The sequence below is a fragment of the Rhodovulum sp. BSW8 genome (genome assembly GCF_003314725.1).
Taxonomy (GTDB): Bacteria; Pseudomonadota; Alphaproteobacteria; order Rhodobacterales; family Rhodobacteraceae; genus Rhodovulum; species Rhodovulum visakhapatnamense.
Window position 1 is genome coordinate 22,700 of sequence record NZ_QNVX01000029.1, and the last position, 10,531, is coordinate 33,230.

Here is a 10,531-nt window from a genome sequence, read left to right on the forward strand (position 1 = left end):
GCGCGGCAAGAAGCGGGGACGGGGTGCCGGAACTTGAGGATTTCGAGGGAGCCTGGCTGCTGACGCGCCGGATCGACGACCGGCTGACCGGGCAGGTGCTGCGGCTGACGGGCCGGGCGGTCTTCGCGCGCGATGGTGCGGGGCTTGTCTATGACGAGACCGGGCGGCTCGAACTTCCCGGTCAGGCCCCGGCGGTCGCGACAAGGCGCTATCTCTGGCGCGCGGGCGCCGCGGGGATCGAGGTCTTCTTCGAGGATGGCCGCTTCTTTCATGCGCTGGGTCCGGGCGACCGTCCCGAGGCGCGGCACGACTGCGCGCCCGATCTTTACCGCGTCCGCTACGATTTCGCCGCCTGGCCCTGCTGGTCGAGCCGCTGGGAGGTGCATGGCCCGCGCAAGAATTATGCGATGGAGAGCGAATACCGGCCCGAATCTTAGCCGGGGGCCGTCGTCGCGTCCCGCCGGGTCTTGCGCCGGAAGCGACGCTCGGGCAATACGGGGCGCAACGGATGCAACGGGAGTGACCGTAATGGCGTATGCCCTGACCGAAAAGGTCCTTGTCGACAACATCATGCCCCGGAACGGCGCGCTTCGCGTGGCGCGGGACGCGGCTCTGGTCGTGGCCGGGATCGCGATCCTGGCGCTGGCGGCCCATATCAAGGTGCCGATGATCCCGGTGCCGATGACCATGACCACCTTCGCGGTGCTGACGCTGGGCGCCGCCTACGGGCCGCGGCTGGGTCTGATCACCATCCTCGGCTACATGGGTGTCGGCGCGCTGGGCTTCGACGTCTTCGCCGGCTCTTCGGCCGAACTGTCGGGGCTGACCTACATGATGGGCTCGACCGGCGGCTATCTCGTCGGCTACGTGCTGGCGACGCTTGCGCTTGGCACCTTCGCCCGCGCCGGCTGGGACCGCTCGATGGGCCGGATGGCCGTGGCGATGCTCGTCGGCAACGTGGTGCTCTATGTTCCGGGCCTGATCTGGCTCGGCCAGCTTTATGGCTGGGACCAGCCGATCCTGGCCTGGGGCCTGACGCCCTTCCTGCTGGGCGATGCGCTGAAACTGGCGCTGGCCGCGCTGGCGGTTCCGGCGGTCTGGCGGCTGATCGGCCGCGACTGATCGCCCCAAGATACGGCATTTCGGAAAGGGCGCGGCCTGCGGGGCGCGCCTTTTTCGTTTTCGCCCCCGGGCCTGAGCCACGGTCCCTTGACGGGACTTGCCGAGGCACCCGCCGCGAGCTCTGATCGGCCCATGACCCAAGCCGCGCCGATCCTCCAGACAACGCTGCCCCACACCGCTGCGATGCAGCTTGCGGAAGCCGGGTGCAGCGACAGCGAGATTGCTGCCGTGACGGGGCACCGCACGTTGCAGATGGTCCAGAAGTACCGCGCCGGAGCGAACCAAAGGCGCCTGTCCAGGCAAGCCCAGGATCGCAGGGACAGAACATGAACAGAACGGGAAACTGGAAAACTATGCGGAAAACCGCCGCCGCAGGGGGTACCGAAGCCTCCCCCGACAAGGCGAATTATTTTTATATTTCATAATGGTGCGGGTGAAGGGACTCGAACCCCCACGCCTTGCGGCGCCAGAACCTAAATCTGGTGCGTCTACCAGTTCCGCCACACCCGCACGCCAGGACCTGAACGCGCGCCCAAGCAAACCGCCGCGTATCGATCCGCGCCCTTCTAGCAAAGCCCCCGGAAGCTGGCGAGCCGAAAAACCGCCGTCGCCGGCCGCTCCCGCACTCTGACCCGACCGCACCGCCTCTCCAAGGGATAGCCCGACCGGCACCGGATACACGCGGGCGCCCCTCTTTCTTCTTGGCAAAACACTCCATCTCGGCCGCCCGAAGGGCGGGCGTCCGAAAGAAAGAGCGCGCCGCAGGCGCTCTGCCCGATCGGCCTAGAGATCGAGAGCGCGGAATACCGCGGGCAGGGCCTCGGGCAGATCCTCGGCGATCAGCCCCGGACCGAACCGGCGCGCGGCTTCGGCGTGCAGCCAGGCGGCCTCGGCGGCGGCCTCGAAGGCAGGCCGCCCCCGGGCCAGCAGGCCGGTCACGAGCCCGGCCAGCACATCGCCCGATCCCGCCGTCGCGAGCCAGGGGGCGGTACGCTCGTAAAGCGCCGCATGGATCGCGGCCCGGCCGTCGGGGGCCGCAATCGCGGTGTCGGCGCCCTTCAGCAGCACCACCGCGCCCGACCGAGCGGCCGCGGCCCGGACCGCCTCGACCCGCGAAAAGGCAGGGCCGCGCGCGGCGCGGGACGCAAGCCGCTCGGCGAGATCGGGGAAAAGCCGGGCGAACTCGCCGCCATGGGGCGTCAGGACGCAATCTGCCCGAAGACCCGCGAAAGGATCGGCCGCCGCTGCCAGCAGGCTCAGCGCATCGGCGTCAAGCACGGCGGCACGGCCGCTGGCAAGGGACGCCGCAAGCAGCGCCGCCTCGCGCGGTCCGGCCCCCATCCCCGGCCCGATGCAGAGCGCCGAGAACCGCGGATCGTCGAGCAGGGCGGTCAGGTCCTCCGCGCTATCGACCCGGCGCAGCATCGTCGCGGTCAGATGACAGGCGCATTCGAGCTGCGCCGAGCCGGGCGCGGCCAGCGTCACGAGCCCTGCCCCCACCCGCAGCGCCCCGCGCGCAGCAAGCCGCGCGGCCCCGGTCCGTCCCGGCCCGCCCGCCAGCACCAGCGCGTGGCCATGACTGTACTTGTGTCCGCCGACGGCGCCCGCCTTGCCGATCCGGGGCCCCGGCGCCTCCACCAGCGCGACCGCCCCCGGACAGCGACCGGCCGGATCGAGCCCGATATCGGCGATGACGACCCGGCCGCAGAAGGCGCTCGCTTCGGCGGTGAACTGGCCGATCCGGGCGCGGTGGAAGGTGACGGTCAGCGTGGCGGGCAGCACGCCTCCGAGATCGCGCCCGCTGTCGGTGCACAGTCCGCTTGGCATGTCGACCGCCAGCGCCCGGCCACCCGCCGCGCGGAAGACCTCCAGCGCGGCCGCCGTCCGCGCCGCGATGGCCCCGATGCCGCGGGTGCATCCGCTGCCAAAAAGCGCATCGACCGCCAGATCGGCCTCGCCGCCCGCCAGATGCGCGGCCACCGCCGCATCGTCCCAGGGCCGCACCCGGCCCATCGCGGCCCAGCTGTCATGGTTGCGGCGCGCATCGGGCGGCAGCCGGTCGGACCTTCCGAAAAGAAAGAGATCCACCCGCCAGCCGCGCTCGGCCAGCAGCCGGGCCACCACGAAGCCGTCGCCGCCGTTGTTGCCGGGTCCGCACAGCACCAGTGCGGCCTTGGGCCCGGCCTCGAGATCGGGCCATTCGGCCAGGGCCGCCGCGACCACGCCCTCGCCCGCGCGCTCCATCAGCGTCGCGCCATCTGCATCGCCACGCGCCATCGCGTCGGCCTCGATGGCGCGCATTTGGGCAGAGGTCAGAAGCTCGGCCATCGGAACCCCCAAAATCCGTTTCAAAAACGCCCATTCCGAAGGCATGTTGCCCACTTCCCGGGCGGCACCCCAAGATTCCATGAACGCCCAACTTGCGCGTCAGCCTAGCCAATTGTGCGCCTCGGGGGAAAGTGGTCTGTCGGGCGTCGAACCATACCAAGAGGGAGTCGCGCGCCGTGAAGAAGATCGAGGCGATCATCAAACCCTTCAAGCTCGACGAGGTCAAAGAGGCGCTGCAGGAAGCCGGCGTTCAGGGTCTTTCGGTGATCGAGGTGAAGGGGTTCGGCCGCCAGAAGGGCCATACCGAACTGTACCGCGGCGCCGAATATGTCGTCGATTTCCTGCCCAAGGTGAAGATCGAGATCGTCCTTCCCGACGATCAGGTCGAGGCCGCCATAGAGGCCATCGTCAACGCCGCCAAGACCGAGAAGATCGGCGACGGCAAGATCTTCGTCTCGCCTGTCGAGCAGGCGATCCGCATCCGCACCGGCGAGACCGGCGAGGACGCCCTTTAAGACACCCGTAACGCATGCGCCGGGTCCGCCCGGCCAGGACGCGACCAAACCTAAGTACAGAGGGGAAGAAGGTCACATGAGCAAAGACAAGGTTCTCAAGACCATCAAGGACGAGGACGTCGAATACGTCGACATCCGCTTTACCGATCCGCGCGGCAAGCTGCAGCACGTGACGGTGATGGCCGACCTGGTGGACGAGGATTTCCTGGACGAAGGCTTCATGTTCGACGGCTCGTCGATCGCCGGCTGGAAGTCGATCGAAGCCTCCGACATGAAGCTGATGCCCGACCCGGACAGCGCCTATATCGACCCGTTCTACGCCGAGAAGACGCTTTGCGTGCACTGCTCGGTGGTCGAGCCCGATACCGGCGAAGCCTATGACCGCGATCCGCGCGGCACCGCCGAGAAGGCCGAAGCCTATCTGAAATCCTCGGGCATCGGCGATGTGGCCTATTTCGGCCCCGAGGCCGAATTCTTCATCTTCGACGACGTGCGCTATGCCGTGACCCCGAACAAGGTCGCCTATGCCATCGACGTCGAGCATGCCGCCTGGAACACCGACACCGAATACGAGTCGGGCAACCTCGGCCACCGTCCGACCTACAAGGGCGGCTACTTCCCGGTGAACCCGTCGGACGAAGGCCAGGACATCCGGTCGGAAATGCTGTCGACGATGAAGCGGATCGGCATGAAGGTCGACAAGCACCACCACGAGGTGGCGACCTGCCAGCACGAGCTGGGCATGATCTTCGACAGCCTGAAGAAACAGGCCGACAACCTGCAGAAATACAAGTATGTCATCCACAACGTGGCGCTGGCCTACGGCAAGACGGCGACCTTCATGCCGAAGCCGATGGCGGGCGACAACGGGTCTGGCATGCACTGCAACATGTCGATCTGGAAAGACGGCAAGCCGCTCTTTGCGGGCGACAAATATGCCGATCTCAGCCAGGAAGCGCTTTGGTACATCGGCGGCCTGCTGAAGCACGCCAAGACGCTGAACGCCTTCACCAACCCCTCGACCAACTCCTACAAGCGGCTGATCCCGGGCTTCGAGGCCCCGGTGCTGCGCGCCTATTCGGCCCGCAACCGCTCGGGCTGCATCCGTATCCCGTGGACCGAGAGCCCGAAGGCCAAGCGCGTCGAAGCCCGCTTCCCCGATCCGTCGGCGAACCCCTATCTGTGCTTCTCGGCCCTGCTGATGGCCGGTCTCGACGGGATCAAGAACAAGATCGATCCGGGCGAGGCGATGGACAAGAACCTTTACGACCTGCCCCCCGAAGAGCTGGAAGGCATTCCCACCGTTTGCGCCTCGCTGCGTGAAGCGCTGGAGAGCCTTGCCAAGGACCACGACTTCCTGCTCGCGGGCGACGTCTTCACCAAGAGCCAGATCGAAGGCTACATGGAGCTCAAGTGGGAAGAGGTCTACGCCTTCGAACACACGCCCCACCCGATGGAATACAAGCTGTACTACAGCTGCTGATCGGGTCCTTCGGACCGAATTTCGGAAAGGGCGCCTTCGGGCGCCCTTTTTGCGTCCACTCAAGGGTCAGGCCGGGCGCGCCGGGTCATGGCCGATCGGATGCGCCTCAAGCGCCGCGCGTTGGGCAGGGTTCAGGCTCTCAATCGCCACGACATAGGTGTGGATCGAGAAGCCGCCCAAGTCGGACAAGCGGCGGCGCCTCGAGCGGCGCCCGCACCCCGTCGGGCCGCAGCACCTCCGTGGCGCCGATGACGGTCCCGGGACGCCGGGCCAGATCGGCCAGCACCAGATCGTAAAGCTCCCAGGCCGCGTCCCCGGCCTCGGGGCGCATCGCATGCACCGCATCGCGATGGGTCGCGGCGCTCGGCCATCTGGGCGCCATAGGCCTCGTCGAGGATCAGCCAGCGCTGCGGGTCGAGCGGCTGGATGCCCGGCAGGCGCCGCATCGCGGGCCCGGCCCAGGGGGTGTAGCGCCAGGCGTGTCGCGCCCCGCTACGACAAGACCACTGAGAGCTTCCTCGGCTTCATTGACATCACGTCGATCCGTCTCTGGGTCCGCCATTTGTCAACATGACCTAGCTTACAACCTTCAACCATTTCCTGATGCGCACGCGCGCATTCGCGTAGGGCGACGAGGTATTGAACTGGACCATCCGCCCCTTCGTCCACTTGCCATACCAAGGGTGGCCATAAAGCTCGTCGTTCGTCCGGGATGAAATCGTTTCGACCAGCCTGAGATTGGTTGCCGCAAGGCCGGCCAGGAGCTCATGCCAGTCGAGATGCCGGTAATCCGCATAGAATTTCTGGGCCAGTGAGCCGAGTTGATTCCACTTGAAACCGGTTTCGGGAAGCTCCAAGGCCTCGCCACGATCATCCCGATCCAACCATTTCAAAACGAGTTCATTCCAGCCAAGCAGATAGGCCACCAGATCGGCGGGGCTCATCATCGTTCCAGCGGCATGGCCCTCCATGGAGGCCGTGCGTGCAAGCTCCGGTGGCACGCGCTCTAGGTCGTATATCAGGTTGCCGAATGTCGTTGAAATCGCATCCAGAAGTTCGGCTTTCGATACCGGCACGCCCATACTGTTCTCTTACGCATTTTGATTCGAAGTTAGGCCCGACGCGCATCATCGCCAATGATAGATACGGGCTCGGAGCGGACCTGCGGCGGTGCAGCATGGCGCCGGAGCGCATCGGGCCGCCCACTCGGGCGCTCGCTGCCGATAGCCGCCGTTGAGCGCCCCGGCCTCTGCTGCCAGCGAAATCACGAAAGCGGCCGTTCGTCGCGGTTGCAGCACGCCCTGGAGCCGCCAAGGTCCGGAGGGCGGACGTAAGCCGACATTTAAAACGGCAGCGCTACCGCCTAAGGAACATAACGACGTTGCCAAGCGCCGCGAGCACGACGCCCAGGACAGACATGATGCTCCATTGGTACCCCTCGAACATCGTCGAAGCGGTGAGCGCGACGATGGGAAAGAGAACGGTGGCATAACCCGCCTTGGCCGAGCCGATGCGGCCGACCAGCATCAGATACGCGGTGAAGCCCAAGACGGAGCCTGCGACCGCGAGATAGACAAGCGCCGTCCAGTAGAGGCTGCCATGCGGCAGGATGAGGGGCTGGCCGGTGACCGTGAGAAGGCCGAGGAGGCATATCGCACCGATCCCCATCCCCCAGGCATTCGCGATCACCGGCGTCACGCCAAGCCGCGCGTTCTGCCGCGAGGCCATGTTGCCCCATGAAAAGAACAGCGTCCCGATCACCGCCCAGCCTATGCCGCGCAGCGTGGAGGCCCCCGCCTGGATGTCGATGTCGGGCCAGAAGAGGCAGGCGAGCCCCGCGACGCCCAGCGCTCCGGCCAGCACCGTCTGCCGACTGATCCCGTCACCGAAGAAGATACGCGCGTTCACGGCGTTGAAGATCGAGGCGAGGGAGAAGATCACCGAGACGAGCCCCGAAGGCACCAGTGACGTCGCGCTGTAGAGCCCCACGAAGTTCAGGCAGAACAGGCAGAGCGCCTGCACCACGACAAACCTCCACACCGCCGGTCGCCTGAGCCTTCCCAACGCCACGAGGCCCGCCAGCATCAGAAGCCCGGCGAGCGTGAAGCGGTAGAAGATCGACACCATCACCGGCACCTCACCGACCTGAGCGGCGATGGCGATCCATGTCGTTCCCCAGATGAGGACGGTCAGGACAAAGAGAACGGGTGTTGTCATGGGCGGCTCCTTTGCCGCGCCATGTACGCCATCCTCACGGAGAATCTTTGCACGATCTTGCGCTGGAATGGCTCTCGACCGTTTCAGACTGCTGCGGGCAGGCGTAGAAGTCGACATGGCCTCCGTTCACGACTCTCTTTCCCGCTCTCCGGTGGCCCATGCGGCTGCCACGCTCGACATGGGGCGCGGGCGCGGCATCACGATCTGGGAGAACAGGAACGACCGTATTACCTACGATGCGACACGGGGACATGTCTTCAGCCTCTACCTGGAGGGCGGAACCGGGACGCGGCGCCTGGATGCGAAGGGCGTGTCGGGCTGGCCTGGCGCGGTCTGCATCTTTCCAGACGGGCAGACATCGGAATGGGAGATCACGACCCCCTTCCGCTTCGTCCATCTCTACCTGCCCGACGATCGCCTGCGCGCCGATTTCGCCCGGACGCATGATTGCGACGCCCGCCGGTTCGACTTGCCGGAGGTGACCTTCGCCGAAATGCCGGCACTCGCCGGACTCCTCGGAGCGCTTGCCGGTGCCGCATCGTCTGGTAGCATCCTTCTGGCGGACGCCGTCCTTGCCGAGCTGGTCGGAGGGCTCGCGCCTCGACCCGCCATCCTCACAGGTGGCCTCGCGCCCCATATCCTGAGCCGTCTCGACGAATGGATCGACGCGCATCTCGACGAGGCAATTCGCCTGTCGGACCTCGCTGCACTCGCTGACCTCTCGCCCTTCCATCTTCACCGCATGTTCCGCGTCTCCCGCGGCATGGCACTTCACGCATGGATCACAGATCGCCGCATCGACCGCGCCAAAGGTCTCCTGAGCGGCCCGGCCCCACTCGTTCAGATTGCCGACGCCTGTGGCTTTGCCAGCCAGAGCCACTTCACCCGCGCGTTCAAGGCTGCGACCTCGACGACTCCCGCCGGCTGGCGGCGTGCGGTAAAGGACAGCCCCAGCAACACTTAGGGTTCGGAGCGGACCTGCGGCATCGCAGCATGGCGCTAGAGCGCCTCGCCTCGGGGCCTGCCTCGCCCATGAGCCCGGTCGAGCCGCCCCTCATCGGAAAGAAGGTCAGCCGGTCGACCACGCCGCCCGCGGCAAAGGCCCGGACCCGGCCGCCGTCGAAGACATTGCCAAGGGCGCTGGCCGCCTTGGGCACTTGATGCCTTTTCGCGTGAGGCTGAAGGCACGGCCTTGACCGCATACCATCTGGGCGTGGGAACGGGCCAACGGCTTTGCGCCTGTTCGGGGCGCGGACGGCGAGTATGAAACCCTCGAAGAACGCCCATTCCTCGTCCGACATAAGATCTCGTGCCAAGCTGGTCTCCATCGCAGATGCCAGCTTGAATCATGCCCTACGCACGAGCGGAATCCCTTTTGTCAACACGACTTAGGCGAACGGCCACTTCGTCCCGCTCTCCAGACCTTGGCGGATCCATGGCATGCCGCAGCGGGGATGAACGGCCGCTTCCGTGATCCACTGACGGATCGGGCTTGGGGGACCGAACGACCGCTATCGGCAGGGAGCGCCAGAGCGGGCGCCGAGGCGCTCCGGCGCCATGCCGCATCGCCGCAGGTCCGCTCCGAGTCCTTTGCCGACAGTCATGTTATGGGCTAAGGCGACACATGCCTTGGAAAAATCCCCCGCATCCCATGCGGACCTCATTCATCTACAGAACTTTCGGGGCACCGCGATCGACTCTTGAAATGCTCAATCGCGAACTGCCGCCACGCGCTCCCGGCTCATTTCGCGTGGCAGTCTCATATGTGCCGGTCAACCCCTCCGATCTCATACCAATCACGGGGGCCTATGCTCATCGGATTTCGCTGCCAGCCGTCGCGGGATACGAAGGCGTCGGGCGCGTGGTCGAAGCGCCCCACGGCCTCTCTCACATGGTTGGTCGTCGTGTCCTGCCGCTGCGCGGAGAAGGCACCTGGCAGACCCGGGTCGATTGTCCCGCCCATCATGCCGTGGAGGTGCCCGACGCGGTTTCCGACCTCGTTGCGGCGCGGGCGTATATCAATCCGATGGCCGCTGCCACGATGCTTCGGCTCTGGCCTGTCCGTGGCAAGGTGGTGCTCCTCAGTGGCGCGGGATCGAGCTGTTCCGAACACTTGGGACGCTGGGCGATAAGCCAGGGAGCCAAGCTCGTCATGGGGATCTATCGTTCGGAGCACCGAAAAGACCGGTTGCACCGGATGGGCATCGAACCGATCTCGACAGCCAATGTTAGCGCCATTTTGACCGCCTCTGCCCAAGCCGATGTCGCATTCGACTCCCTCGGCGGCGACATCGCAAGATGTGTTCTGGAACGGATGCGCGGAGAAACGGATTTTGTTGCCTACGGCCTTCTGACGGGCAAGCCAGTCAATATCGGGGCCGGGGTCAGGGCGACCTATCACCGGTTTCACATGCGTGATCACTTCCCGGTTTTGGCGGGACAGGGCATGCAGGCTGCATTTGCCGAAATTTGGCCGCTGCTCGCAGAGGCCCCGCCTTCACCCCCACGGGTTTTCCCGGCCCGGGAGTGGCGGCAGGCCCTTGCGGAGGCCGAAAAACCGGGGGGCCAGAAACCGATACTCGATCTGTCCAGTCTCGCCTGACAAAGGGCAGCAATGGTCCGCCCTCCGGACCTTGGCGGCTCCGGGACCTGCTGTAACCGCGATGTATGGCTGCTTTCGTGGTTCCGCACGCGGTGGAGGCTTGGGCGCTCGACGGCGGCTATCGGCAGGAATCGGGCCTCGGCAACGGGGGGGCTGATCGGGTTCGGCGACGCCTTTGGTCGACAAACGAGTACGACTTATGGCGCTGGCCCGGCTTGGGATCGCAAGCAGGGATCTCTCTTCCTTCCGCCTCGGGAAAAGAAT

12 protein-coding genes, 1 tRNA gene and 3 pseudogenes are annotated in these 10,531 nt (G+C 65.9%); 9 read left to right on the forward strand and 7 right to left on the reverse strand.

What is annotated here, in order from left to right; all coding sequences use genetic code 11:
* Nucleotides 1-23 precede the first annotated feature (23 nt).
* The 3 genes from DSD19_RS13300 to DSD19_RS13310 all read left to right on the forward strand — a co-directional run bounded on the left by DSD19_RS13300 (nt 24) and on the right by DSD19_RS13310 (nt 1,452).
* Nucleotides 24-437 (forward strand): DUF6314 family protein, encoded by a 414-nt coding sequence (locus DSD19_RS13300; protein WP_113669930.1) that lies wholly within the window; start codon nt 24-26, stop codon nt 435-437.
* Nucleotides 438-570: 133 nt separating this feature from the next.
* The gene (locus DSD19_RS13305) at nt 571-1,122 is read left to right on the forward strand and encodes a biotin transporter BioY (protein WP_237399888.1); all 552 of its coding nucleotides are present in this window, start codon (nt 571-573) and stop codon (nt 1,120-1,122) included.
* Between the two features lie 132 nt (nt 1,123-1,254).
* A complete protein-coding gene (locus DSD19_RS13310; protein ID WP_113669931.1) occupies nt 1,255-1,452 on the forward strand; it encodes a site-specific integrase in 198 nt (65 codons plus the stop codon).
* A gap of 95 nt (nt 1,453-1,547) precedes the next feature.
* On the opposite strand, the gene DSD19_RS13315 is transcribed toward DSD19_RS13310, so the two are convergent.
* A tRNA-Leu gene (locus DSD19_RS13315) sits at nt 1,548-1,632 on the reverse strand.
* Nucleotides 1,633-1,905: 273 nt separating this feature from the next.
* Nucleotides 1,906-3,450 (reverse strand): NAD(P)H-hydrate dehydratase, encoded by a 1,545-nt coding sequence (locus DSD19_RS13320; RefSeq protein WP_113669932.1) that lies wholly within the window; start codon nt 3,448-3,450, stop codon nt 1,906-1,908.
* 176 nt (nt 3,451-3,626) lie between these two features.
* On the opposite strand from DSD19_RS13320, the gene DSD19_RS13325 reads away from it, so the two are divergent.
* Together DSD19_RS13325 and glnA are read left to right on the forward strand one after the other, a co-directional pair.
* Nucleotides 3,627-3,965 carry a P-II family nitrogen regulator gene (locus DSD19_RS13325; protein WP_075785018.1) on the forward strand — a complete coding sequence of 113 codons (339 nt, stop codon included), beginning with the start codon at nt 3,627-3,629 and terminating at the stop codon, nt 3,963-3,965.
* Nucleotides 3,966-4,041: 76 nt separating this feature from the next.
* Nucleotides 4,042-5,448, forward strand: coding sequence for a type I glutamate--ammonia ligase (glnA, locus tag DSD19_RS13330; protein WP_075785019.1), 1,407 nt, complete (start codon nt 4,042-4,044; stop codon nt 5,446-5,448).
* Between the two features lie 139 nt (nt 5,449-5,587).
* Here the strand turns inward: glnA and DSD19_RS13335 are convergent, their stop codons facing one another.
* Nucleotides 5,588-5,830 carry a DUF3445 domain-containing protein gene (locus DSD19_RS13335; protein ID WP_165828130.1) on the reverse strand — a complete coding sequence of 81 codons (243 nt, stop codon included), beginning with the start codon at nt 5,828-5,830 and terminating at the stop codon, nt 5,588-5,590.
* An 87-nt stretch (nt 5,831-5,917) separates the two neighbouring features.
* On the opposite strand from DSD19_RS13335, the pseudogene DSD19_RS13340 reads away from it, so the two are divergent.
* Nucleotides 5,918-6,022 (forward strand): annotated as a pseudogene (locus DSD19_RS13340) (IS5/IS1182 family transposase); the annotation flags it as partial.
* Between the two features lies 1 nt (nt 6,023).
* Here the strand turns inward: DSD19_RS13340 and DSD19_RS13345 are convergent.
* Together DSD19_RS13345 and DSD19_RS13350 are read right to left on the reverse strand one after the other, a co-directional pair.
* Nucleotides 6,024-6,530 (reverse strand): ClbS/DfsB family four-helix bundle protein, encoded by a 507-nt coding sequence (locus DSD19_RS13345; RefSeq protein ID WP_075786173.1) that lies wholly within the window; start codon nt 6,528-6,530, stop codon nt 6,024-6,026.
* 274 nt (nt 6,531-6,804) lie between these two features.
* Nucleotides 6,805-7,665, reverse strand: coding sequence for a DMT family transporter (locus tag DSD19_RS13350; protein ID WP_113669934.1), 861 nt, complete (start codon nt 7,663-7,665; stop codon nt 6,805-6,807).
* A 67-nt stretch (nt 7,666-7,732) separates the two neighbouring features.
* Between DSD19_RS13350 and DSD19_RS13355 the strand changes: the two genes are divergently transcribed.
* The gene (locus DSD19_RS13355) at nt 7,733-8,629 is read left to right on the forward strand and encodes an AraC family transcriptional regulator (protein WP_243627966.1); all 897 of its coding nucleotides are present in this window, start codon (nt 7,733-7,735) and stop codon (nt 8,627-8,629) included.
* 46 nt (nt 8,630-8,675) lie between these two features.
* On the opposite strand, the pseudogene DSD19_RS22380 reads toward DSD19_RS13355, so the two are convergent.
* Nucleotides 8,676-8,804, reverse strand: a pseudogene (locus DSD19_RS22380) (phage tail tape measure protein); the annotation flags it as partial.
* A gap of 93 nt (nt 8,805-8,897) precedes the next feature.
* Nucleotides 8,898-8,993 (reverse strand): annotated as a pseudogene (locus tag DSD19_RS13365) (IS5/IS1182 family transposase); the annotation flags it as partial.
* Between the two features lie 377 nt (nt 8,994-9,370).
* Between DSD19_RS13365 and DSD19_RS13370 the strand changes: the two are divergent.
* Nucleotides 9,371-10,267, forward strand: coding sequence for a zinc-dependent alcohol dehydrogenase family protein (locus DSD19_RS13370; protein WP_371412604.1), 897 nt, complete (start codon nt 9,371-9,373; stop codon nt 10,265-10,267).
* Nucleotides 10,268-10,332: 65 nt separating this feature from the next.
* Nucleotides 10,333-10,531: hypothetical protein (locus DSD19_RS22100; RefSeq protein ID WP_207802461.1), on the forward strand; the 199-nt coding region annotated here is incomplete at its 3' end.

Excerpts from the sequence above, each read along its gene's own strand:
- DSD19_RS13345 (WP_075786173.1), bottom strand. The coding sequence starts at position 6,530 with ATGGGCGTGCCGGTATCGAAAGCCGAACTTCTGGATGCGATTTCAACG.
- glnA (WP_075785019.1), top strand. The coding sequence starts at position 4,042 with ATGAGCAAAGACAAGGTTCTCAAGACCATCAAGGACGAGGACGTCGAA.
- DSD19_RS13320 (WP_113669932.1), bottom strand. The coding sequence starts at position 3,450 with ATGGCCGAGCTTCTGACCTCTGCCCAAATGCGCGCCATCGAGGCCGAC.
- DSD19_RS13310 (WP_113669931.1), top strand. The coding sequence starts at position 1,255 with ATGACCCAAGCCGCGCCGATCCTCCAGACAACGCTGCCCCACACCGCT.
- DSD19_RS13370 (WP_371412604.1), top strand. The coding sequence starts at position 9,371 with ATGCTCAATCGCGAACTGCCGCCACGCGCTCCCGGCTCATTTCGCGTG.
- DSD19_RS13355 (WP_243627966.1), top strand. The coding sequence starts at position 7,733 with ATGGCTCTCGACCGTTTCAGACTGCTGCGGGCAGGCGTAGAAGTCGAC.
- DSD19_RS13335 (WP_165828130.1), bottom strand. The coding sequence starts at position 5,830 with ATGGCGCCCAGATGGCCGAGCGCCGCGACCCATCGCGATGCGGTGCAT.
- DSD19_RS13350 (WP_113669934.1), bottom strand. The coding sequence starts at position 7,665 with ATGACAACACCCGTTCTCTTTGTCCTGACCGTCCTCATCTGGGGAACG.
- DSD19_RS13305 (WP_237399888.1), top strand. The coding sequence starts at position 571 with ATGCCCCGGAACGGCGCGCTTCGCGTGGCGCGGGACGCGGCTCTGGTC.